This is a genomic window from Streptacidiphilus jiangxiensis, from assembly GCF_900109465.1.
In the GTDB taxonomy this organism is placed as follows: Bacteria; Actinomycetota; Actinomycetes; order Streptomycetales; family Streptomycetaceae; genus Streptacidiphilus; species Streptacidiphilus jiangxiensis.
Genome location: NZ_FOAZ01000009.1, coordinates 143,645 through 165,570, shown reverse-complemented (window position 1 = coordinate 165,570; position 21,926 = coordinate 143,645). Strand labels below are relative to the sequence as shown.

The window sequence follows — 21,926 nt, the reverse complement described above, 5'->3', positions numbered from 1 at the left end:
CCTCAGCTGCTCCGCAGCCGGTAGAGGACCTCACCGGCCTGCGGCACCACGAAGGTGTCGGGGTCGGCTCGGTAGGCGTCGAGGTCGACCGCGGCCGGGTCGAGGTGGTTGAGGTTGGCGGCGCGCACGACGTCCTCGGGGATGCCGGTGGCCAGGGTGACCGTGACCCGGCAACGCTCGCCGTGCTGCGGATCCCAGGTGCCGGCGCCGCGCAGGTGGGTGGAGTGGGCCAGCACGCCCCAGTGCAGGTGCTCGAAGCGGTCCCACTGGCCGGTGAACCAGTCGCGGCAGTGGTAGCCGATCTCCTCGATCTCCGGGTGCATCTCGGAGATCCGGGTGACGTGAGGGGCGTAGAGGATGACCTCGCCGCCGTCGGCGACGACGGGCTCCAGCTTGTAGAAGCCCTTGGCGGCGGTCCAGATGTCCTGGTACTTCTCCGGCATCACCGACAGCACGCGGCGCACCGGCGCGTCCAGGTAGCGCACGTGCGTCTCCGCGGAGACGTCCGCCGCCGCTGCCCAGGCGTCCTCGGGGGTGCCGTAGGCGGCGGCGTGCAGGGCGCCCGTGCCGGACTCGACGACCAGGCACAGGGCCAGTCGGCGGGCCGGGATCAGCTGCGCGGCCTCGTTGATGAGCGCGCGGACGGGTGTGATGCCGCGGGTGCCGATGATCTCGGCACTGGTGATGAGCGCGCCGAGCCAGTGGGACAGGTCGATGATCTCGGCCCCGGCGACGCCGGGGAAGAAGTACTTGTTGCCGCCGGAGAAGCCGACCACCTCGTGCGGGAAGACCGGACCGACGACGAGCGCGACGTCGTGCTCGACGACGGCGCGGTTGAGACGCACGTCGACCTCCTGCCGCAGCAGCCCACCGGAAAGCTCCGCGACCCGCTCGGCGCCGACCATCCCCACGCTCGCGAAGGTGTCCGGGTCCCACCAGGCGTGGTTGAGCACCGTGGTGCCGGGATAGCGCTCCGCGAGGCGGCCCTCGTCGTAGCCGAGGTGCGCGGCGAGCTCGCGCTCGCCCATCGCGGCGTGGGTCCCGAGCGCGATCAGGACCGTCAGCCGGCTCACCCGTCCGTGCAAGGCGCCGTGGACGGCGTCGAGCAGCAGCGGCAGCGGGCAGCTGCGGGTGCCGTCGGGGACGACGACGCAGACGCTGCGGCCGTCCAGGTCCTCGGCGCGCAGCCGCTCGGCGACGAACGCGCGCACCTGCTCCGCGTCGAGCCGGACGCCGGGACCGCCGAGCACGGCGGCACGCTGCAGGGGCGGGGTGTCGACGCTCATGGGCAGCAGCGCACCACGGACCCCGTGCCGCCGCAAGGCGCTACGGCAACTGGCGGCAACCGATTGCCAGGCCCGCGCGCCGGGTCGAGACTCCGCAGCATGTCCGCCCTGTCAGCCGCCCCCGCCCGTCCCGTCCCGCTGCGACCGCACCCGCACCGGCTGCTGCCGCCGGACCCGGGCGTGCGCGCGCTCGCCCGGCGGCTCTACGAGAGCGTCCGGGAGCTGCCGATCCTCTCCCCGCACGGGCACGTCGACCCGCGTCTGCTGCTGGACGACGAGCCCTTCGCCGACCCGGCGGCGCTGCTGATCACCCCCGACCACTACGTCACCCGGCTGCTGCACGCGAGCGGCGTACCGCTGGCCGACCTCGGCGTGGGCGCCGGTCCGCTGACCGAGGACCAGGCGCGGGCGGTGTGGCGGCGGCTGTGCGAGCACTGGGCGGTCTACCGCGGCACGCCCGTGCGGTACTGGCTGGAGTCGGAGCTCGCGGAGATCTTCGGCGTCACCGAGCGGCCGGGCCCGGACAGCGCCGACCGGATCTACGACCAGGTCGCCGACCGCCTCACGCGGGAGGAATATCGGCCGCGCGCGCTGTTCCGCCGCTTCGGCATCGAGGTGCTGGCGACCACCGACGACCCCTGCGACGACCTCGCCGCGCACCGGGCGCTGGCCGCCGACCCGACCTGGCAGGGACGGGTCGTGCCCACCTTCCGCCCCGACCGCTACCTCGAACCCGGCCGCCCCGGTTGGGCGCAGGACGTCACCCGACTGGGCGAGGCCGCCGACACGGACACCAGCACCCTCGACGGCTTCCTGCACGCACTGGCGTCCCGGCGCCGCTACTTCGTCGAGCACGGCGCCACCTCCGCCGACCACAGCCACGCCGACGTCCGCACCGACCCCCTGGAACCCGCCGAGGCCGCGCACCTGTTCGTCGCGGCGCTGGCGGGCGAGGCCAGCGACGGGGCGTGCACGGCGCTGCGCCGCCACCTTCTGCTGGAGATGGCCCGGATGTCGTGCGAGGACGGGCTGGTGATGACGCTCCACCCCGCGGTCGCCCGCAACCACCACGCCCCGACGTTCGAGCGGTTCGGCCCGGACACCGGCCACGACATCCCGCTGCGGGCGGAGTTCACGACGGCGCTGCGGCCGCTGCTGGAGCGCTACGGCACCGCGGACGGGTTCCAGCTGGTGCTGTTCACCCTGGACGAGACGGTCTTCTCCCGCGAGATCGCGCCGCTGGCGGGCTTCTACCCGTCCGTCTACGCGGGCGCGCCGTGGTGGTTCCTCGACTCCCCCGACGCGATCCGCCGCTACCGCCGCGCGGTGACGGAGACGGCGGGCTTCACCCGCACCTCCGGCTTCGTCGACGACACCCGCGCCTTCTGCTCGATCCCGGCGCGCCACGACATGTCCCGCCGCCTGGACTGCGGGGTGCTGGCGGAGCTGGTCGCCGAGCACCGGCTCGAGGAGGACGAGGCGTTCGAGACGGCCGCCGAGCTGGTGACCGACAACCCGCGAAGGGCGTTCAAGCTGTGACCGCCGTCGACTCCTTGCCCCCGCTCTCCCGGTCGGCGGGTGACGGCCGCCCGGCCGCGCCCGTCCGGATCCTGCACCTCGGGCTCGGCAACTTCTTCCGCGCCCACCAGGCCTGGTACACCGAGCACGCCGGCGACGCGGAGGAGTGGGGCATCGCGGCGTTCACCGGACGCAGCGCGGGCCTCGCCGAGAAGCTGACGGCCCAGCAGGGCCTTTACACCCTGCTGACCCGGGGCCCGGACGGGGACCGGCACGAGGTGGTGGGTGCGCTCAGCGCCGCCCACGCGGGCGGCGACCACGAGGCATGGCTGCGCCACTGGCGCGACCCCGCGTTGGCGGTGGTCACCCTCACCGTCACCGAGGCCGGCTGGACCCGCCGCCCCGACGGCGGCCTCGACACCGACCGCGCCGACGTCGCGGCCGACATCGCCGCGCTCCGCAGCGGCACCGGTCCGGTCACCACCGCCGCCGGGCGCGTCCTGTCCGGCCTCGCCGCGCGCCTGCGGGCGGGCGGCGGGCTCGTCGCCGTCGTGCCGTGCGACAACCTGCCGGGCAACGGCGAGGCGCTGGCCCACGTGGTCGCCGAGCTGGCCTCGGCCACGGGTCGGCCCGAGTTGGCCGAGGCCGCAGGGCACGCCTGCTGGGTGACGACGATGGTCGACCGGATCACCCCCGCCACGGAGCCGGCCGACCTGGACGAGGTCGCCGAGGCGACCGGCCGGGCCGACGCGGCGCCGGTGGTGACGGAGCCGTTCACCGAGTGGGTGCTCGCGGGCACGTTCCCGGCCGGGCGCCCGCGCTGGGAGGACGCCGGAGCACACTTCGTCCCCGACGTGACCCCGTACGAGCAGCGCAAGCTCTGGCTCCTGAACGGCGCCCACTCGCTCCTCGCCTACCTCGGCCCGCTGCGCGGTCACGCCACCGTCGCCGAGGCGGTCGCCGATCCCGGGTGCCGCGACCCACTGCTCGCGTGGTGGCGCGAGGCCTCCGCCCGCCTCACGCTGCCGCCGTCCGAACTGGCGGCCTACCAGGAACGGTTGCTGGCGCGCTTCGCCAACCCCCGCCTGCGCCACGCCCTCGCCCAGATCGCCGCGGACGGCTCCCAGAAGCTCCCCGTCCGCATCCTGCCGACCCTCCGCGCCGAGCGCGCCGCGGGCCGCCTGCCGACCGGCGCCACCACCGTCCTCGCCGCCTGGCTCCTGCACCTGCGCGGCCACGGCGCGCCGCTCCGCGACCCGAACGTGGACCCGGCCCTCGCGTCCGGTCCGCTTCCGGAGGCGGCACGGGCCGTGCTCACCTTCCTCGCTCCGGAGCTGGGAACCGACGCCGAGCTTGCCTCCGCCGTGGCGGAGCTGGCCGCGAGCCTGGTCCGATCAGCGCGATGGTTCGGCCAGGAACCGAACCGGCGGCGGACCACGTCTCCCGCACCATGACTTCAGACGATCACCGGACGCACGAGAGCCACACGGGCGCCGCCACGGCGACGGTCAACGACTACGACAGCATCGCCGAGGCGTACTCGAGCGGGAACGAGACCAGCCTCGTCAACGCCTACTACGAGCGTCCCGCGATGCTGGCGCTCGCCGGGGACGTGGCCGGGCGGCGGATCCTGGATGCCGGGTGCGGTTCCGGGCCGCTGTTCGCGGCGCTGCGTGAGCGTGGCGCGACGGTCAGCGGCTTCGATGCGAGCGCCGGGATGCTGGAGCTGGCCCGGCGTCGGCTCGGCGAGGACGCCGACCTCCGGGTGGCCGACCTGGGGAGCCCCCTCCCCTACCCCGACGACTCGTTCGACGACGTCGTCGCCTCCCTGGTGTTCCACTACCTGGAGGACTGGGGGCCCGCGTTGAGCGAGGTGCGACGCGTCCTCAAGCCCGGCGGCCGGCTGATCATGTCCGTCGACCACCCCTTCGCCGTCCACGGCAGCGAGTACCTGGCCGGGAACAAGACCGACTACTTCGCCACCTACGACCGGATCGAGGAGTGGACGATGGGCGGCGAAACCGCCCAACTGCGCTTCTGGAACCGGCCGCTGCACGCGATGACCGACGCCTTCACCGCAGCCGGCTTCCGCATCACGGTCATCAGCGAACCGGACGCCGACCCTGCCGGCCGCGACCTGTTCCCCGACTTCAAGGAACGCTTCCTCTGCTTCCTGTTCTTCGTCCTGCAGGCGGACCAGCGCTCAGGTGTCCTGGGCGCGTAGATGTCACGGCGAAGCCGCCGCTGTCGGCGACTGCTGGTAGTACCCGAGCCTGAGGCGTACACCGACCACGTAGTCGGGCGGCGTCACCTTGGCTGTCAGCTCGCTGGTCTGCACCGGCCGGTACGTGCGCGTGAACGTGCTCGGCGGTGCGGACAGGGGGCTGGTTGAGATCAGCAGGTCCGGGTTGCTCAGGAGGGCCTGGCGCAGGTCGGGCGGCGCGTCCACGGTGAGGTCGACGGTCCAGTTCTGGTCACGGTAGTCGCCGAAGGCGAAGTTCAGCGCGGGGGTCTGCGTGTGATCGCTCGTGAGGAGCTGGTTGATCGCGGTGCCGTCCGGCTGCATCCCGGCGCGCTCCATTGTTGCGTCGAGGCGGTTCAAAGCGGCAGGGAGCGGACCGTTGAAGCTTCCGAACCAGACGACTGTCCGCAGACACTGCACCGGGGTCCAGGTCGGCCAGCTGCCGATGGAGGTGGCGTCGATCTCCTGTGCAGCGCAGGTGTCCTGGACGCCTTGTGTCACGGGGCGTATCCATGGCAACAGGTGTCGGACGCGGGTGAGTTCGGTCTCCACCTGCGCGGCGGCGTTCTGGTCGGCCGCGACAACCGGCGCGGACGTCGCGAGGGCTGACACGTTGGGTCCGGGCGGGTTGACCCGGTCGCGGAGCGACTGCCACGCCCACATCAGGCTGCCGACCGTGATGGCGCAGACTGCCAACGCGGCCACCAGACAGCCGATTCCGGACCGTGCCGCAGTCTGGGACGGGACTGGCGAAGGCGCTGCCGTGGTCGGACGGGGTGGCGTGGTCACTGGCCCCTCAAGGCGAGGTTGATCCCGTCCCGCAGATCAGGGAAGGCTTGGGCGAGGGCCGCGGAGGGTGCCAGGCACGCGTGCCGGGTGGCGTCGGCAGCCGGATTCCCGTCACAGCCGAGGTTCCGGTAGCTGCGCGCGTCCACCAGGAGAGCCCGAGCGGTCCTGCTCAGTGTCGCGAAGCCGACCCGTCCCTTGATGGCGGAGAGCGCCAGCGCGGCGTCGGTGTCGACAGCCGCAGCGACCTGTCCGCACCGTGCGGTGAACAACGTGGCGGAGGAGGTTGAGCAGGGCGAGCCGGTTCCCGAGCCGTAGCGTTCCTCGTCGAGGGTGATTCGGGCGCCCAGCGCCTGCTGGACCTGCTCTGCGGCCTGTGCCCGCGAGTTCAGCGCGGCGCGCGTCGCCGACGTCGAGACGGAGGTGACCGGCGTCGGGGGTGACTCGGGGGCGGGCTGGGACGGTGCGGCGCTGCAGCCGGCCAGCACAGCACCCAGGATGGCCGCTGCGGACGTGATGAGGGTGGGTGTTGTTGTCGGGCTGGAGCCGAGGTGATCCGACGCCGGATTTCGGCGCATTCATGCCTCCTGAGCTGCGGTGTTTCGATGGCCGCCCGCAGCTTGGCGGCGTTCGGCCTTGCTCCGCATGAGTATGCGTACTCAGATCCGGTGGTCCGACGATCTTTGCTGGCCTCGGCCCAGGGCCTCCATGCTGGCGCCGTGCGAACGCAGGGGCATAGGGTCCACCGTTGTGATCAGCCAGACCCCTGACGACCAACTCCGTGCCATGGACAGCACCGCCGGATACGGCGAGGCCGCTGAAGCCTTGGCCGACCAGTACGAGAGCGTGACCTTCACCGAAGTCCACCGTGAGGTGCTGCACCTCTTCCCAGCGGAGCCTGGCTCGGTTCTGGATGTCGGGGCGGGGAGCGGGCGCGACGCCGCGGCTCTCGCCGCGCAGGGGCACCGGGTCGTGGCGGCGGAACCCACGACCGAGCTGCGCGAGCTCGGACAAGCCGTCCACGCCGGTCAGAGCATCGAGTGGCTTTCCGACGCCCTCCCGGACCTGCCGAGTCTGACGGCAGAGCAGCGCCGATTCGATCTGATCCTGTTGACCGCGGTCTGGATGCACCTGGACGAACAGCAGCGCGCGGACGCCATGACCACCCTCGCCGGACTCCTCGCCGAGCGGGGTCGGGTGATTCTCTCGCTCCGCCACGGACCCGTCCCCGCTGGTCGTCGTATGTTCGCCGTCACCGCGCAAGAGACCATCGAGCTTGCCCGCAAGCACGGCCTCGAAGTCCTTCACCTCGCCCAGCGCGAGGACCCGCATGCCCGGCCGGGAGTGACCTGGACCTATCTCGGCCTGCAACAGGAACGCCCTGCTGACTGATCAAGTGGCGCCCCGCCGCCAAGAACCGTCCGTTACCGCCAACACGGTTCTGTAGCCTGGCTGCTGGGGCAGGTGGGGGGAACATGTCGGACAGGTTCTTGCGTGCGTGGCGCGGGGGGCGAGCCTCCCGTCGCGCGCGCTGGGTCGCAGCCGGTTACGTCGTGGGCTTCGGGGAGGGCACCTGCTCGCACGCGTACTCCTTGTGCACCGGAGGGATACACGCCTTCAGCCGTGCCCCTGTACCGATCCAGGTGGTGTTCCACGCGATGCTGGCACTCGACGTGTTGGCCGTCGTGCTCACCGTCCGGGCGAGTCCGGCCGCGCCTCCGTTGGCGGCATTCGCGATATCGGCCGATGCGTTCGGTAACTGGTGGACCCAGGCCGGCAACGTGGTGCGTCATCCGCTCGACTACCTTGCCCCGTTCGGGCTGCTGCCGATCACACTGTTCGGTGTATTCGTCCTGGCCACCGCCATCCCGTTGCATCGGGCTCTCGCCGCGCCGCCGTCAGCAGCCGGTCAGACTCCGGAACAACTCGTCTAACTGAGCCAGGTCCGGTGCCGGCGCCGCCAGATCATGCGCCAGATCCAGAGCCCCAGCCCGACGACACCCGCGAGCAGCAGTCCCAGCGCCCGCAACCAGGCGTCCCCGCCTCCCCGCGGGAACACCTCGCCGTCGTAGGAGACGGCGGGCGCGCTGTCGCCGACCTGGCGCAGGTCGAAGCCGGCCATCGGTCTCATGCCGATCTCCGTCGGCGAGTTCGCGCCCGTGGGTGTGAAGTCGCCGACGTACTCGCAGTTCTTGCCGCAGCCGCCGACCTGACTCACGGTGAAGCGTCCTGCGGTGCCGGCGCCGTGCGCGACGGCCCAGCCCTCCATGACGGCGGGGATCCCGAAGCCGATGGCGAAGAGGCAGAGCCCCAGCATCGCCCAACGGGCGTAGGCCTGCTTCGCCCGACTCGACGCGCTCCCGTCCCGGTATCCGGCCATGTAGCCGTTCTTCGGATACAGATCGTCCTTGCCCACCCTTGCCCCCGTCTTCATCGCTCCCCCGGCTCCGGCGGCTCCGGCGAAGCCAGAAGACGATAGCGGACGCGCCGGAGGGCTGGAACACTCGTCCGCATGGACCCTTCCCTGACCGGCGAGGAGTACGAAGCGGTGCAGGCGGCCGTCGGGGAGGTCACGCGGCGCAGGGTCGACGGTACCGGGCGGACACTCAACTCGCTGCTGCATGCGTGGGCCGGGCTGGTCGCTGAGGTCGAGGTCGGCTACGGCTGGTGCGCAGCGGAGTTCAGCCACGACCGGTGGTGCCGCACCACCCTCGGGCAAGTCTGGCCGCTGCTGCCCGCGCGGGTGCGGGAGATGCGTCAGCCGATGCTCGACGCGCTCGACGACCGCTTCCGCGCCGCCACCGTCGCCTGGCCCGAACAGGAGCTGAGGGTGGCCCCCTGGTGGACGCTCCGCATCCCCCGCCGCCTCGCGCCCGAGTCCGAGGAGGGAGTGTCGGACCATGGCTGGCCCTGGGGCTGGGACATGATGCCGTTCCCCAGACCGGACGAGGTCGAGATCGTCGACCAAGCCTGTGAACCGGGCGTGTGAGTAGGCTCGGCGGATGCGCCGTTTCGCGGAGACCGAAGAGCTGTCAGCACTTGCCCGGGACGCATTGGGCACCGGATCCCGGGTCGTGGGCGTGGACCGCCTGCGTGGGGGGAGTAAGAAGGGTGTCTACCGGGTCCACGTCGACGGCTCGGCGGAGGCCACGAGCGTGATCGTCTACCGCTGGGCCGAGGCTGAGAACTTCTGGCCGGAGGGGGCTGGGCAGGACGCCGACAGTCCGTTCGCACCCGCGTCCGGGCTGGTGCCGTTCCTGGCGGCGCAGCGGCGGTTGGACGGGCTGGGGGTGCGGGTGCCGCGGGTGGTGCTGGCCGACGACAGCCGGACGAGGTACGAGGCGGACGTCGCCGTCGTCGAGGACGCCGGCCGGGGCACGCTCGAGGAGCTGCTGACGAGCGACCCCGTCAAGGGGACGGCGGCTCTGGGTGAGCTCGCTGAGATGCTGCACGTGATGCACCGGCAGCGCGGCCCGCGCTACGGCCGGCTCGACGTGCTCGAACGCGGGGGCCCGGTGAGCGGGACCTCCTGCGAGCAGGTGGTCCTGGGCCGCGCCCTGGCGGATCTGGACGAGGCCGCCGTCCGCGACGACCGGATGGCGTCGGCCGCCGGGGCGCTGCGCGACCGACTGCGGGAGCTCGCCGGGCGGGTCGCCCCGCGCACGGAGTACGGCGTGATCCACGGGGAGCTCGGTCCGGACCACGTGCTGATCGACGCCGACGGGCACCCGGTCCTCATCGACATCGAGGGCGTGATGTCCTTCGACGTCGAGTGGGAGCACGTGTTCCTGCGGATCCGCTTTCGCGAGCGGTACGACGCGCTTGACCGACCCGGTCTCGATCCCGACCGGCTCGCCCTCTACATGCTCGCGATGCGCCTCTCCCTCGTCGCGGGTCCGCTGCGGCTGCTCGACGGGGACTTCCCCGACCGGGCCTTCATGCAGGAGATCGCCGAGTACAACCTGAAGCAGGCGCTCGCCCTGGTCACCTGCCGCCCGTGAGGGGCCTCGGTCAGCTGCCTTCGGTGTGGCTGTTGTCGTTCCAGTGGGCCAGGGTGGGTTGGCCGTGTTCCCAGCCGAGGACGGACAGGGAGGCCGGGGAGAGTTCCAGTCGGGCGGCGAAGGAGACGTCGTTGCCGAGCCAGCGGGCGGCGACCGCGCGCAGGAAGTGGGCGTGGGCGAAGACCAGCACGTCCGTGGCCGCGGCACGCGACCAGGCGACGACGGCGTCGGCGCGGTCGGAGATCTCGGCCAGGGTCTCGCCGCCAGGCGTGCCGTCGCGCCACAACTGCCAGTCGGGGCGTTGCTGGTGGATCTGGTCGGTGGTCAGGCCCTCGTAGTCGCCGTAGTCGACCTCCACCAGCAGGTCCCAGTCGGTGGCGCGGTCGCCGAAACCGGCCTGGTCGCAGGTCTGGCGGGCGCGCAGCAGCGGGCTGGTGCGGATCTGGGCGTGCGGCAGGTCGTCCCACGGGGGCCGGTGCAGGCGCTGTCCGAGCAGCCGAGCCCGCTGACGGCCCTTGGGGAGCAGCGGGATGTCGGTGCGGCCGGTGTGGCGGCCGGTCAGGGCCCACTCGGTCAGGCCGTGGCGCGCGAGCAGCAGCCGATGCGGGGTGGGGGTCATGCGCCCTGGCCTCCTGACGACGACGGCTGATCCCTCGTTCATCAAAGCGGCACCCCCGCGCGCACAGCGCCACGCCGCACCACGACGTCCGGCAACACCACCCGCGCGGCCCCGCCGCTCGCGACCCGGTGCCGTCCGGCTCAGGCTCAGGCCGGCTCAGGCTCCGGCCTGCTCCGGCGTGCCCACCGGTTCCGGCCGCGCGTCGGCGGCGCGGCTGCGCTCGGCCCAGGCGGCGACCGGGGGTCCCGCCGCACCCACACCGGCGAGGAAGGCGCCGAGCAGCAGCCAGCCCGGCTGCCCCAGCGCCAGGACCACGCCCGTCAGCAGCAGCGGGGCGAGGGCCTGACCGGCGTCGAAGCCGATACCGAACAGGCCCTGGTACTGGCCCTGCGCATGCTCGGGCGCGAGGGTGAAGGCGAGCGTGAAGCCGCCGGAGGACTCCCACACCTCGCCGACGCTGTGCACGCAGACGGCCAGCACGGCGAGGACCGGTGCGACCCACGCGGGCACGTCGGCGGTCAGCGCCATGAGCGGACAACTCACCAGGAAGAGGAGGCCGGCCAGGCGGAAGGCGCGCCCGCCCTGCCCCGGGGTCTCGACCCTGGCGCCGAGCCGGCTCTGCAGCAGCACGCAGACGCCGCTGTTGACGGCGTAGAGCGCGGCCACCGTCCAGCGCGGCGCGTCGGTGTGGGCGGTGAGCCAGATCGGCAGCAGCAGCGAGACCGTCTGGTACTGCAGACCCATGGCGCTGTAGAGGGCGACGAACGACACGTAGGGGCGGTCGGCCAGGACGGACCAGCGGCGGTGTTCCGCGGGCCGGGGCAGGGGCCGGTAGTTCGGGACGCCGCGGAGCGCGATCAAGCCGGCGCAGGCGAAGCTGGCGGCGTTGGCGAGGATCAGCGCGGTGTAGGCGGTGCGCGTGCCGATCTGAATGGCGACGGCCGCGCCGAGGGTGCCCACGACGACGCCGAGGTTGACGAAGGTGCGCAGCCGGGCCCGGAAGGCGGCGGGACGTTCGCCGCCCGCCCGCGCGACGACGGCGCCCCCCGCGGCGCCGCTCGCCGTGGCGGCGAGCCGGTCCAGGGTGGCGACGAGGGTGAACGCGAGCCAGCTGTGGAGGGTGACGAAGGCCGCCATGGTGACGGCCTGCAGCGCGAGGGCCGTGAGCCAGACGGTGCGCGGCCCGTACCGGTCGGCGAGGTTGCCTGCCGGGATGCCGGCCAGCAGGCCGCCGAGGCCGGCGATCGTCAGTCCCGCGCCGACCTGGGTGGCCGGCAGGTGGACGACGAGCGTGAAGTAGAGGATCGCGGCGGTGTTGAAGAGGCCGTTGCCGACCCTGCTGACGAAGCTGCCGACGATCAGGGCGCGCTGCGCGCGGGCGGTCGGCTCGCCGGCTGTGTCGTCCCCGGCTCCGCCCCTGATCATGCCGCCCAGGCTAACAGGGACGTTTCAGCAGGTCGGCGGGGTGGCGTCAGGAGGATCCGGTCGTGGTGTGGCTGCCGCCCTGGCCACCTGGGAGGCCCGGGGCCTGGACTCCCCCGGAGCCGGCGCCGGGATGCTCCGTGAACCCGCCACCGCCACCACCGCCGGAACCGTGGGCGGGGAGGAGCGCGGCGAGGTCCGGCAGGGCGTGCGCGTAGCCGAGGCCCAGCACGAGCGCCGCGGCGGCGGAGCCGACGATCGTCCAGCGCGTCATGGCGCGCACGTGGTGCAGCCCGGCGTCGCGGCGGCCGAAGGGGTCGGGCGAACGGGGGGATCGGGAGGGGTGGATGGCGGACACGTCGCTCTCCTCACCGGACTGCCGGACTCGGGGCCTTCGCTCTCCAGTGTGAGCAGGCGAACGTGAAACGAGGATTCGGATCTGCTTCAGATCCCGTAAAGATCCGCGGCCGGGTGCGGCGCACATCGAAAGTTCACACGGCGGTCACCGCGGCGAGGCCCGCGGAGGGCACGTGTGGGCTCCGACGGGGTAGCAACATCGGGACGACGCCGAGATGGAAGGGGATCGACGCGGCCCATGAGCGACCACACCTGGCGCACCGGTTTCACCCGGTGGATCGAGCAGCAGGCACGGGACAACGGCGTCGTCGACCGGGACATCCCCGAGGCGTTGCTGTGGTGCTGGAGTACCACCGCCCGCACCACCGGGCTGGACCCGGAGGACATCGTGGACATCGCCCGCTGCACGGGCGCGTCGCTGAACGACGTGGTCGCCGCCTACCAGCGCGACCACCACGAATGGACCGCGGACCAGGCCGTGTTCGACCAGCCGGACCTGGCCGACCTCGACGCCCATCTCGACGCCGTCGCCCGGGGCTGGCCCTCCCCCTGACCCCGCCGGGTCAGCGGCGGGCCGTGGCCAGCAGGGCCCTGTGCGGGAGGACCAGGCGGCCGTCGTCGCCCAGATACTCCCGGCACAGCAGGTCGTAGTGCCGCCTCGCCTCCGCCCGGACCGGTGCGGGCTGACTCACCAGCAGCTGCCCGATGGAGGCCACTCCGGCGGCAGGTCCGCTCCACCACTCGTCCGGCGCGGCCCGGTGGTCCCAGGCGAGTGTGCTGCTGGTCGGCCCGCGCAGGCCGGCAGCGTCGAGCAGGCCGGTGAGGCCGTCGGGGGTGCGCGGGAAGTCGTCCTCGGCGGCGAGCGGCGCCAGGTGGGCCGGCCTGACGGCGCCGGCCGCCTCCATGGCCCGACCGAGCAGCTCCTGGCCAGGGGCGCCGGGGGCGCACCAGATCGTCAGGCCGATCCGGCCGCCCGGCCGCACCACACGGCGCAGCTCGGCGAGCGCGTCCCGTGGACGGCCGACGTGGTTGAGCACGAAGTTGGCGACGGCCGCGTCGAAGGCGCCGTCGGCGAAGGGCAACGACGGCAGGACGGCGGTGTGGACCTCGGCCGCGGGGGCGGCGCGGCGTGCCAGCGCGACCATGCCGGGCTCCGCGTCGATCGCGGTGACCCGCGCGCCACGCTCGCAGGCGGCCGCGGCGACGGCTCCCGTCCCGGTGCCTACGTCGAGGACACGGGTGCCGGCGCCCACCGCCGCGGCGTCGAGCAGGTGCGGGACCGTGTGGGCGCACAGCCGGGCGAAGCTGCCCGCGTACGCGTCGGCGCGTCCGCCCCACATCCGACGCTCCGCCGCGTCGAAAGCCGTCTGCTGCACGGTCATCGCCCCCACCCCACGCCGTCCGTGCGATCGGGACGACCTTATGCCAGGGGCGCTGTGTCACCGTCCAGGCGGGTGAAGGACATGCGCCAGTTGTGCACCCACGTGCTGCCCTCGTCGAAGGAGAAGAACTGCTCCCACCGCGCGGTGTCGCCGTCCTCCACGGTCCACTCGAAGCGGACCGAGACCGGCGTGCCGTTCACCACGTCCGCGCCATGGAAGTCACCGCGCTTGCCGTTCCAGCGTCCGGAGACCGGGGAGTCCAGATGGCCGGGTGCGGCGGTCGAGGCCCACCAGATCCGCCACAGTCCGGCCTCGACATCGAACAGCCGGACGGACATCCCCTCGAAGGACCGGCCGTTGGGCATCGACTCGACCCTCAGGTTGTCCACGTTGCCAAGGCCCCCGAGGGTCTGGCGCATCCACTGGACGCCCTCGAACTCGACCCACTCCTCGCAGGTGGGATCGGTCATGTCGGCCAGCTTGCGGTGGTGGACCCGCCAGGTGCCGGCAAGGAAGTCGAAGTCGTGGCGGCCGTCGTCGACCGGCGGGTTCGTCGTCTGCGTGGTCATGTCCCCACGATCACCCAGGTCCACTGACATCCTCTGTCAGGGGACCTCGAAGCGGAAGAGATGCCCGGCGAACGGCCCTCTGCGAGGATGTGCGATGAATCGTCATCAGGCAGGAGGACGAATGCCGTACGCCGTCGACTTCGTGAACGTGTCCACCGTCGGGCTGGAGTCCTCCCCGGTCGCGGAGGCCCTTGCGGGCCTGCGGGCCAACGAGGCGAGGTACTACAAGAACAAGTACGACCACGTCTTCACCGTCACCCCGGCCGCCGAGGCCCCGCAGGTGCTGGAGTGGGTGACGCGCATCCTCGCCGAGGAGCGCGACATCGCCATCGCCTCCCCCGCACTGGAGGTCACCTCCTTCGAGGTGGACGGCCTGCGGATGGCGTACGTGTTCTACGAGTCCGGCCTGTCGATCAACGTGATGTACGGCCTCGAGGACGGCAAGAAGCGCGCGGTCGGGTTCAAGCTCTCGCAGGGCATGGAGGTGCCCGAGGAGCTGTCGACCCGCTTCAAGTTCGCACGCCAGAAGTCGAAGCTGGCCGGCGAGATCCGCGGCTCCTTCTTCGTGATCAAGGGCGAGTACTGACGTAACGAGGGCGCCTCAGGTCGCCGGGCGGAGCGTGATCGCGCGGGCGGCGACTGCGTCGAGGATCAGGGCGAGGGTCGTCTCGAACTGATCGTCCGCGTCCGCCTCGGCCAGGAACGGGGCCACCGCGGCAAGGTTGGGGTACTGCGCCGGGGAGACCGCCAGGTACTCGCGGCGCCAGGCCATCCGGTCGCCCTCCTGGGACTGGCTGTCCAGCGCGGCGAATGCCGCCTCGTACGCGGACAGCGCCATGGCCGTGTCGACCAGGGAACGGTAGTAGCGGGCCGCGTCCCGGTCGGCGAAGCCGGCCTCGCGCAGGGCGCCGATGACCACGTCCGCGCCGTGGAACTCGGCGCCGCGCCGGGAGACGCGGGTGGCCACCAGCACGGCCACCTGGGGGTGGGCCAGGCACGCCGCCCGCACGCGGCGGGCCAGCGACTCCAGCGTCTGCCGCCACGACTCGGCCGGCACGAAGCCGTCCATGGCCTCCTGGATCAGCCGCTCGGCGAGCCCCAGCAGGATTTCGTCCTTGCCGGAGAAGTGCCGCAGCACGGCCGTGTGGTTGGCGCCCAGGTCCGCGCCGAGCCGACGCAGCGTCAGCGCGTCGGGGCCCTCGCTCTCGACGATGGCGAGCGCGGTGTCCAGGATCAGCGTCTGGTTCAGGGACGTGGACGGCGGCCGTCCGCGCCGGGGCTTCGCCTTCGGCGCGGCTTCCGTCCCGCTCTGCGTCATGGCGGCCATCCTATCGGCCTGCCGACGGCCGCCACGCGGCTGTTCGCCCGGGCCGCTCAGGCCTCCGACCGCAGGTGGGCGACCACGGCGCGCAACGCGGCGACGGTCTCGGCGTCACGCTCGGGGTCGTCCGCGACGGGCCAGGCGCTCGTCTTGACGACCACCACGTCCGCCTCCGGATCGACCCAGAGGTACTGGCCGTGGATGCCCAGGCCGGTGAAGCCGCGCTCCGGACCCGCCACGGTCCACCACTGGTTGGCGTAGCCGTAGTGCGCGGGCGTCGTCGCGCCGAGCGCGCCGACGGCGAGGTGGGGCAGGTCCGTGCCGCGGCTGCGGTCGACCCACGCGGCGGGCACGATCTGCTCGCCGTCCAGGGCGCCGCCGCGGGCCATCAGCAGGCCGAGCCGGGCGAGGTCGCGCACGGAGGCGTTGAGCGAGCCGCCGCCGAGGGCGGTGCGGGGGCGGCCGCGCGTGAGGAAGTAGTAGGCGTCGCGCTCCGCGCCGATCGGATGCCAGAGCCGCTCGGCGGCGTAGTCGGCGAGCGTCCGGCCGGTCGCCGCCTCCAGGACCCAGCCGAGCACCTGGGAGTCGAGCGTCGAGTAGTTGAACACCGTGCCGGGCTCGGCCGCGCGCGGCAGGGAACGCAGTACCTGCAGGACCGATCCGCCGCCGGTGACCGCGCGCTCGAAGCGGGCGAAGGCGGCCTGCGGATCGGCGTAGTCCTCGGTGAACTCGACCCCGCTGCTCATGTGCAGGAGGTCCGCGACTGTCGGGCCGTCGTAGGCGGTGCCGGCGAGGTGGGGCAGATGGGAGACCGCGGTGTCGTCGACGCCGGCCAGAACCCCGTCGTGCAGGGCGATGCCGACGAGCATCGAGGTGACCGACTTGGTCAGCGAGAACAGCTGGAAGCGCGCCTCGGGTGAGGCGAAGCGGCCGGGATAGCACTCGTGCACCAACTCCCCGCGGTGCAGCACGGCGAAGCCCGTCGTGTGCGTGGCGGCGTGCAGGTCCGCGAGGGTGCGCTCGCGTCCGGCGTGCGCGTAGGTGACCTCGAGCGGGCGGGGCGCGTGGCGCAGCGGCCTCGGGTCCGGCGGGCGAGCGACGGTGGCGGTCGGCATCAGCGCCGACATGTGGGTGAACGTCCACTCGTTGAGCGGGCGCGACGTGGCAAGGTCGCCCTGGTGCCGCCAGAGCCACGCGGCTCCCGCCGCGACACCTGCCACCGCCGCGCCCGCGGCGAGCGTTCCGCCCCAGCCTGCTGGCTCCACGTTTCTCTCCCGTCCTATTTCTGAACCCATGGTGACACCGATGGTTCACACGGGCAAGGCGGACAGGATACCGGGGCCCTCCGTCCTGCGGGCGAGGACGTTCGGCCTTGCAGACAAAGGCGATTGGGCGTTCTAGCCTGCAGATGTCGCCCCGCCGAACACGAGGAGTTGGTTCGATGTCCTCTCCGCAGCGCACCCTGGTCCTGCTCAAGCCCGACGCCGTGGCCCGGGGCCTGGTCGGCGAGATCCTCTCCCGGATCGAGCGCAAGGCGCACTGGCGGATCACCGCCCTGGAGCTGCGCACGTTGGACGCCGCCACGTTGGAGCAGCACTACGCCGAACACCTCGACAAGCCGTTCTACGGGGAGTTGGTGGACTTCATGTCCTCCGGGCCCTCGATCGCCGTGATGGTCGAGGGCGAGAGCGTCGTCGAGGGCGTCCGCCTGTTGGCCGGTCGCACCAACCCGCTCCAGGCGGGACCCGGCACGATCCGGGGCGACTACGCCAGCCACGTCCAGGAGAACCTGATCCACGCCTCGGACTGCGTGGACGCCGCCGAACGCGAGATCAAGATCTTCTTCCCCGGCCGCGCCTGAGCCCCCCGCCCGAAGCTCCCCCTGACCGGGGCCACGCCTACGGCTACGGCTTGCGGCCCACGGCCGCCAGGCCGTTGAGGCGGGTGGGCGGCGTGACGACCTCCGGATCGGGACGCCACGCCGGGGTGGCCACGAGGCCGGGGGCGACGAGCTCCCAGCCGCGCAGCATGTCGGCGATCTCGGTGCGGCTGCGCAGGTGGATCTGCGCCACGTCCTGGGAGTAGAGGCGGGCCGCCTCGAAGGTGCCGGGGACCCGGGAGGCGTCCTCGGCGTGGGTGAGCGCCACGAAGCTGCCCGAGGCAACGGCCTCGCGGTAGCCGGCCACGACGCCGGCCGGGTCGTCGCGGTGGGGCACGAAGTGGAGCACCGCGATCATCAGCAAGGCGGTGGGCCGGTCCAGGTCGAGCAGGCGGCGCGCCTCGGCGCAGTCCAGGACGGAGGCGGGGTCGCGCAGGTCCGCGGCGACGGAACCGGCCGTCGCCGCCGGGACGAGCGACCGGTTGTCGGCGGCGACCGTCGGGTCGCTGTCCACGTACAGGACCCTGGCATCGGCGCCGAACTCCTGGGCGACCAGGTGCACCGCGCCTGCCGTGGCCAGGCCGGAGCCGAGATCGACGAACTGCCGCACCCCCTCGTCCAGGAGGTACCGCACCGCGCGTCGGACGAACGCGCGGTTGTGGCGGACGACCGTCGGGAAGTCCGGCATCACGTCGGCGATCCTGCGGGCCACCTCGCGGTCCGCCTCGACGTGATGCGTGCCGCCTAGGAAGAAGTCGTAGACCCGCGCGATGCTGGGCCGCCCGGGGTCGATCCCGGGCGGGAGCGGGTCACGCGTCATCGCCGACTCCGTGCGTGCTGCGGCGCGCCGTGTCCCTGCCCCTTTCCGTGGGCGCTGCCGCTGACGCCGTGCCCGGCCGGCGGGTCGGGGTGGAAGGTGGCGGCGACGGCGTACCAGTCGCTGCCGTTGGCGAGCGTGAAGCGCGCGTTCTGCGGGCCCGCCGCGCTGGAGAGGATGCCGGCGATGTCGGTGGACCGGCTGCCGTTGAAGACCTGGAGGGTGTAGGGCACGCCCTGGCTGCTGCCGGGGGTGACGGTGAGCGGCTGGCCTCCGGTGATCAGACCCGCCACCACCAGCTCGCCGCCGACGGCGGCCGGGGTGGAACCGGAGTCGACGGTGGTGCTGTTGCCCTCGCCGACGGCCATCTGGTCCAGCGATCCGGTGGCCGCGACGTCGGAGTACTCCGCGAGCGCGCCGGGCAGGTAGGTGGCCGCCGAGGCGGACAGGGTGACGGTCAGGGAGGGGGCCGCCTTGGCGTTCTGGACGTAGTAGAGGGCGATGTCGCCGCCGCCGTTGGTGAAGTGCTCGGACTGGGGCGCGCGGGTCCAGGCGCCGTTGACGTTGTCGGAGACCTGCACCTGGCCCGGCGCGTCGTACTGGGCGAACCAGCCGACCAGCAGGTGCCCCGCCGTCACCGGCGAGGTCAGCGTCAGGGTCGCCGTGGTGGTGCGGGTGCCGGGCGAGTTGGCCGCGCCCTGGACGAACGAGGGCGAGGCCGCCGGGGTGGTCAGTTGGACCGGTGCGGACTGGGCGGAGTGCAGACCCGCGCCGTCGAAGGCGTCGACGGTGTAGCTGTAGGCGGTGTTCGCGGCGACGGTCGGATCGGTGTAGCTGGTGGTGCTCGCGCCGGTCGTCGCCAGGACGGCGCCGTTGCGGTACACGGTGTAGCCGGTCACCGCGACGTCGTCGGTGGACGCGGACCAGGCGAGGCTGACGCTGCCGGCGGCGATGCTGGTGGCGTGCAGGTTCTGCGGCACGGTCGGCGGCAGGATGTCCACGGTGGTCGGTCGGAAGGTCGCGACGACCGCGTACCAGTCGGTGGAGGACCCCAGGGTCGCGGTGCCGTGCTGGGCGCCGGCCGCGCCCGAGGCGATGTCCTCCTCGAAGGCGGAGCCGGAGGCGGTGTGGTTGCGGGCCGTGTAGGCGAGGCCGCCGCTCGTGCCCGGCGTGACGCTGCCCGGGTTGCCACCGGTGATCAGCGCGGAAAAGACCAGCTCGCCGCTCGGGACGGACGGGGTCGCACCGGTGTCGACGACGGTGCCGACGCCGCGGCTGGAGAGGACCTGGTCCAGCGGTCCGGCAATGGCGACACCCGCGTACTCGGCCAGCGAGCCCTGGAAGTACGCGGGGGCGCTCGCGGTCATCGTCACGGTCAGGCCGCTCGAGGCCTTGGCGTTCTGCACGTAGTAGAGCGCGATGTCACCGGAGTCGTTCTGGAAGGCGGTCGAGCCCGGTGCGCGGGTCCAGGCGCCGTTGACGTTGTCGGAGACGCGGACCTGGCCGGCGGCGTTGTACTCGGCGAACCACCCGACCAGCAGGTGCCCCGACCCGACGGCGCCGGTGAGGCTCACCGAGAGGGAGGCGACGCGACTGGAGGTGGTGAACGCCGTCCCCTGCACGTAGCCGGGCGCCGCCTGCGCCTGGGTCGGGACGGCCGCGAACCCCAGCAAGGCGAGGGCCACGACGAGGATCCAACGGAGGGTCAGTCGCAGTCTCGCCATGGTGCCGCCCGTCTTCCGGTCGATCTGGGTTCCGTCTGGGCCAGTACAAGCCCCGCGCGGGACGGGCACCAGCGCTGTAGGGCAGTCCGGGTTCACGTTCACGCGGCCGGCGTAGTGGCCGTGTCAACCGATTACGGCATATCGGACATATAAGCAAAGTCTTGACAAAGCAGAGCAAAATACCTTGACACCCGCCCGCGCGAGCGGGAATGCTGAGCCACCTGGCAGTGCTTTCCTCGTGGGGCTATTGAGGCTGTTGATGAGGGTCTGGAGGCCGCCAGCCGTGGTGGTCGACGCCGAGAGCGTCTGAGAGCGACCGGCGCTCTTCGGTTGCGGTGACGAGAGTGGGCTTCGAGCCCGCCGTCGCAGCCCGTCGGCCCCTTCTCCTTCATCCTGCAGGGCAGGTCCCCGCCACCCGGCGGCCGGGCCCCCTTGTCGTTCCTGGGCGACACCCCTTCTCCGGGTGAAGCCCCGTGCCTTGCGAGGCAACTGTCCATGACTACCCCGATGTCCCCCTGGAGCACCCTCCAACTCCCCAACCAGGCACCGCCCGACCCGCAGGAAGGAACCGACCCGCCGACGCCGCTCGTGCTCGGCGACGGGCACCGGCTGCTGCTGGACGCGCTCGCCCTGGCCCTCGCCGACCGCGGCTTCCACGTCCGCGCCACCGCCACCACCTGCGCGGAAGTGCTGCGCACCGCCCTGGAGTTCCAGCCCGCGGTGTGCCTGACGGAACTCCACCTCGCCGACGGTTCCGCGCTGGACCTGATCGGCCGGCTGCACGCCGAGGCACGCGCGGTCCGGGTCCTGGTTCTCTCCACCGACGCCGAGCCGGCGTCCGTCGCTGCCGCGATCGAGGCCGGAGCGGTCGGCTACCTGACCAAGGACCAGAGCATCGACGCGATCGAACAGGCCCTGGGTCGCATCCTGCACGGCGAGTTGGTGCTGACACCCGCCCTGAGCCGCGACACCCTGCGCCACCTGAGGCGCGAACGCACCGAGCAGGACGATCCCCTGCGGTGGCTCACCCAGCGCGAACGCCAGGTCCTGGAACGCCTCACCGAGGGCGACGGCACCGCCGAGATGGCGCGCGTCCTCGGCATGGCCTCGAACACGGCACGGACGCACGTCCAGAACGTGCTGGACAAGCTGGGCGTGCACTCACGTCTGGAAGCCGTCGCGATGGCTCACAAGGCCGGCTTGGTCAGACAGTGAGGCTCAGTCGCCCCCTCCAGGTGCGCGGGGAACCGGCACCCCTGGAGGGGGCGACTCACGGGGCCAGGCCCGCTCGGCGGGCCAGGGCGACCGCGGCGAGCGAGGAGTGGACGTCCAGCTTGGCGAGGATGTTCTGCACGTGGGTACGGACCGTGCGGGGTGAGACGAAGAGCTGCTCGGCGATCGCGCAGCGGGTCAGGCCCGCGCAGAGGAAGCCGAGAACCTCCAGCTCGCGCGGGGTCAGCGCCGCGGCCAGGCGTGCGCCCTCGTCCAACTCGCCGCGGGCCCGGGACAGTTCCCGCAGCACCGCGGTGAGCAGGCGCGGCGGGATCCAGGTGTCCCCGCGCCGCACGCCGTCCAGGACGACCAGCAGCTCCGGCAGCGGGCAGCTGCGCGGGACCCAGCCCCGGACCCCTGCCCGGACCGCCGCGCACAACAGGGACGGGTCGTCCTGACCCACCTGCTCGTCGTCGCCCAGCAGCACGACGGGGACGTCGGCACGGCCGACCCAGTCCCGCAGGCCCGCCGGCAGATCCTCGGCGAGCAGGCCCACGTCGAGCAGGGCGACGTCCACCCGCGAGGCGGCGATCCGTCGGGCCTCCTCGCTGCCGGTGGCCGGCTCCGCGGCCAGCCCGGCCCGGCGCAACCCCAGCGCAAGGGCCTCGCCGACGGTACGGTGACGGTCCGCTACCAGGACACGGACGAGGGTGGCGTTGTCGCTGCTGGTCATGGATCAAGGCTCGGTCGCACGGACGGCCGCCACCAGCGTCGAACGTCGCAGGCGCCCC

25 protein-coding genes are annotated in these 21,926 nt (G+C 72.6%); 11 read left to right on the top strand and 14 right to left on the bottom strand.

Annotated features, from left to right (window positions below; genetic code table 11):
* Positions 1-2: 2 nt before the first annotated feature.
* Entirely contained in the window at positions 3-1,286 is a 1,284-nt protein-coding gene (locus tag BMY61_RS18985) for a lactate racemase domain-containing protein (protein ID WP_042445410.1), read from the bottom strand.
* A 99-nt stretch (positions 1,287-1,385) separates the two neighbouring features.
* Here BMY61_RS18985 and uxaC point away from each other — a divergent pair, with 99 nt between their 5' ends.
* From uxaC to BMY61_RS18970, 3 genes are read left to right on the top strand one after another with little or no spacing between them, the layout of a single operon-like run.
* Positions 1,386-2,825 (top strand): glucuronate isomerase, encoded by a 1,440-nt coding sequence (gene uxaC / locus BMY61_RS18980; protein WP_042445406.1) that lies wholly within the window; start codon positions 1,386-1,388, stop codon positions 2,823-2,825.
* A complete protein-coding gene (locus tag BMY61_RS18975) occupies positions 2,822-4,258 on the top strand; it encodes a mannitol dehydrogenase family protein (RefSeq protein ID WP_082014905.1) in 1,437 nt (478 codons plus the stop codon). The genes uxaC and BMY61_RS18975 overlap by 4 nt, the downstream gene beginning before the upstream one ends.
* A complete protein-coding gene (locus BMY61_RS18970; protein ID WP_042445404.1) occupies positions 4,255-5,028 on the top strand; it encodes a class I SAM-dependent methyltransferase in 774 nt (257 codons plus the stop codon). Before BMY61_RS18975 ends, BMY61_RS18970 begins: the two co-directional genes overlap by 4 nt.
* A gap of 3 nt (positions 5,029-5,031) precedes the next feature.
* Here BMY61_RS18970 and BMY61_RS18965 read toward each other — a convergent pair whose 3' ends face one another.
* The gene (locus tag BMY61_RS18965; protein ID WP_143094430.1) at positions 5,032-5,835 is read right to left on the bottom strand and encodes a hypothetical protein; all 804 of its coding nucleotides are present in this window, start codon (positions 5,833-5,835) and stop codon (positions 5,032-5,034) included.
* Entirely contained in the window at positions 5,832-6,410 is a 579-nt protein-coding gene (locus BMY61_RS18960) for a hypothetical protein (RefSeq protein WP_143094429.1), read from the bottom strand. Before BMY61_RS18960 ends, BMY61_RS18965 begins: the two co-directional genes overlap by 4 nt.
* A 172-nt stretch (positions 6,411-6,582) precedes the next feature.
* Here BMY61_RS18960 and BMY61_RS18955 point away from each other — a divergent pair, with 172 nt between their 5' ends.
* Entirely contained in the window at positions 6,583-7,224 is a 642-nt protein-coding gene (locus tag BMY61_RS18955) for a class I SAM-dependent methyltransferase (protein WP_236655949.1), read from the top strand.
* Between the two features lie 266 nt (positions 7,225-7,490).
* Positions 7,491-7,766 carry a hypothetical protein gene (locus BMY61_RS45055; protein ID WP_143094428.1) on the top strand — a complete coding sequence of 92 codons (276 nt, stop codon included), beginning with the start codon at positions 7,491-7,493 and terminating at the stop codon, positions 7,764-7,766.
* On the opposite strand, the gene BMY61_RS18945 is transcribed toward BMY61_RS45055, so the two are convergent.
* Positions 7,763-8,248 carry a hypothetical protein gene (locus BMY61_RS18945; RefSeq protein WP_042445390.1) on the bottom strand — a complete coding sequence of 162 codons (486 nt, stop codon included), beginning with the start codon at positions 8,246-8,248 and terminating at the stop codon, positions 7,763-7,765. The two genes, BMY61_RS45055 and BMY61_RS18945, sit on opposite strands and share 4 nt — an antisense overlap.
* A gap of 96 nt (positions 8,249-8,344) precedes the next feature.
* Here BMY61_RS18945 and BMY61_RS18940 point away from each other — a divergent pair, with 96 nt between their 5' ends.
* Both BMY61_RS18940 and BMY61_RS18935 read left to right on the top strand, forming a co-directional pair.
* Positions 8,345-8,821: a hypothetical protein gene (locus tag BMY61_RS18940; protein WP_052438549.1), complete on the top strand. Its 477-nt coding sequence runs from the start codon at positions 8,345-8,347 to the stop codon at positions 8,819-8,821.
* Between the two features lie 13 nt (positions 8,822-8,834).
* Positions 8,835-9,833: a phosphotransferase family protein gene (locus BMY61_RS18935; protein ID WP_042445387.1), complete on the top strand. Its 999-nt coding sequence runs from the start codon at positions 8,835-8,837 to the stop codon at positions 9,831-9,833.
* Between the two features lie 10 nt (positions 9,834-9,843).
* Here BMY61_RS18935 and BMY61_RS18930 read toward each other — a convergent pair whose 3' ends face one another.
* From BMY61_RS18930 to BMY61_RS18920, 3 genes are all read right to left on the bottom strand, one after another.
* On the bottom strand, positions 9,844-10,452 hold the full coding sequence (locus tag BMY61_RS18930) for a histidine phosphatase family protein (RefSeq protein WP_042445381.1): 609 nt from the start codon (positions 10,450-10,452) through the stop codon (positions 9,844-9,846).
* A 156-nt stretch (positions 10,453-10,608) separates the two neighbouring features.
* Complete coding sequence (locus BMY61_RS18925) at positions 10,609-11,877, bottom strand: MFS transporter (RefSeq protein ID WP_042445378.1); 1,269 nt, start codon at positions 11,875-11,877, stop codon at positions 10,609-10,611.
* Positions 11,878-11,923: 46 nt separating this feature from the next.
* Positions 11,924-12,232 (bottom strand): hypothetical protein, encoded by a 309-nt coding sequence (locus BMY61_RS18920; RefSeq protein WP_042445376.1) that lies wholly within the window; start codon positions 12,230-12,232, stop codon positions 11,924-11,926.
* A gap of 237 nt (positions 12,233-12,469) precedes the next feature.
* On the opposite strand from BMY61_RS18920, the gene BMY61_RS18915 reads away from it, so the two are divergent.
* Positions 12,470-12,784, top strand: a complete 315-nt coding sequence (locus tag BMY61_RS18915; RefSeq protein ID WP_042445373.1) for a hypothetical protein — start codon at positions 12,470-12,472, stop codon at positions 12,782-12,784.
* A 10-nt stretch (positions 12,785-12,794) separates the two neighbouring features.
* On the opposite strand, the gene BMY61_RS18910 is transcribed toward BMY61_RS18915, so the two are convergent.
* Positions 12,795-13,613 carry a class I SAM-dependent methyltransferase gene (locus tag BMY61_RS18910; RefSeq protein WP_042445370.1) on the bottom strand — a complete coding sequence of 273 codons (819 nt, stop codon included), beginning with the start codon at positions 13,611-13,613 and terminating at the stop codon, positions 12,795-12,797.
* Between the two features lie 38 nt (positions 13,614-13,651).
* Complete coding sequence (locus BMY61_RS18905; protein ID WP_042445367.1) at positions 13,652-14,182, bottom strand: hypothetical protein; 531 nt, start codon at positions 14,180-14,182, stop codon at positions 13,652-13,654.
* A 121-nt stretch (positions 14,183-14,303) separates the two neighbouring features.
* Between BMY61_RS18905 and BMY61_RS18900 the strand changes: the two genes are divergently transcribed.
* Positions 14,304-14,768, top strand: coding sequence for a hypothetical protein (locus BMY61_RS18900; protein ID WP_042445364.1), 465 nt, complete (start codon positions 14,304-14,306; stop codon positions 14,766-14,768).
* Positions 14,769-14,783: 15 nt separating this feature from the next.
* Here the strand turns inward: BMY61_RS18900 and BMY61_RS18895 are convergent, their stop codons facing one another.
* Positions 14,784-15,500: a TetR/AcrR family transcriptional regulator C-terminal domain-containing protein gene (locus BMY61_RS18895; protein ID WP_143094427.1), complete on the bottom strand. Its 717-nt coding sequence runs from the start codon at positions 15,498-15,500 to the stop codon at positions 14,784-14,786.
* Between the two features lie 56 nt (positions 15,501-15,556).
* Positions 15,557-16,768 carry a serine hydrolase domain-containing protein gene (locus BMY61_RS18890; protein ID WP_236655947.1) on the bottom strand — a complete coding sequence of 404 codons (1,212 nt, stop codon included), beginning with the start codon at positions 16,766-16,768 and terminating at the stop codon, positions 15,557-15,559.
* A gap of 176 nt (positions 16,769-16,944) precedes the next feature.
* On the opposite strand from BMY61_RS18890, the gene ndk reads away from it, so the two are divergent.
* Positions 16,945-17,364: a nucleoside-diphosphate kinase gene (gene ndk / locus BMY61_RS18885; protein ID WP_042445354.1), complete on the top strand. Its 420-nt coding sequence runs from the start codon at positions 16,945-16,947 to the stop codon at positions 17,362-17,364.
* A 43-nt stretch (positions 17,365-17,407) separates the two neighbouring features.
* Here the strand turns inward: ndk and BMY61_RS18880 are convergent, their stop codons facing one another.
* The gene (locus tag BMY61_RS18880; RefSeq protein WP_042445349.1) at positions 17,408-18,202 is read right to left on the bottom strand and encodes an SAM-dependent methyltransferase; all 795 of its coding nucleotides are present in this window, start codon (positions 18,200-18,202) and stop codon (positions 17,408-17,410) included.
* Positions 18,199-19,923, bottom strand: a complete 1,725-nt coding sequence (locus BMY61_RS18875) for a fibronectin type III domain-containing protein (RefSeq protein ID WP_042445345.1) — start codon at positions 19,921-19,923, stop codon at positions 18,199-18,201. Before BMY61_RS18875 ends, BMY61_RS18880 begins: the two co-directional genes overlap by 4 nt.
* A gap of 495 nt (positions 19,924-20,418) precedes the next feature.
* On the opposite strand from BMY61_RS18875, the gene BMY61_RS18870 reads away from it, so the two are divergent.
* The gene (locus BMY61_RS18870) at positions 20,419-21,138 is read left to right on the top strand and encodes a LuxR C-terminal-related transcriptional regulator (protein ID WP_082014903.1); all 720 of its coding nucleotides are present in this window, start codon (positions 20,419-20,421) and stop codon (positions 21,136-21,138) included.
* Positions 21,139-21,193: 55 nt separating this feature from the next.
* On the opposite strand, the gene BMY61_RS18865 is transcribed toward BMY61_RS18870, so the two are convergent.
* A complete protein-coding gene (locus tag BMY61_RS18865) occupies positions 21,194-21,868 on the bottom strand; it encodes a response regulator transcription factor (protein ID WP_042445342.1) in 675 nt (224 codons plus the stop codon).
* Positions 21,869-21,926: the final 58 nt, after the last annotated feature.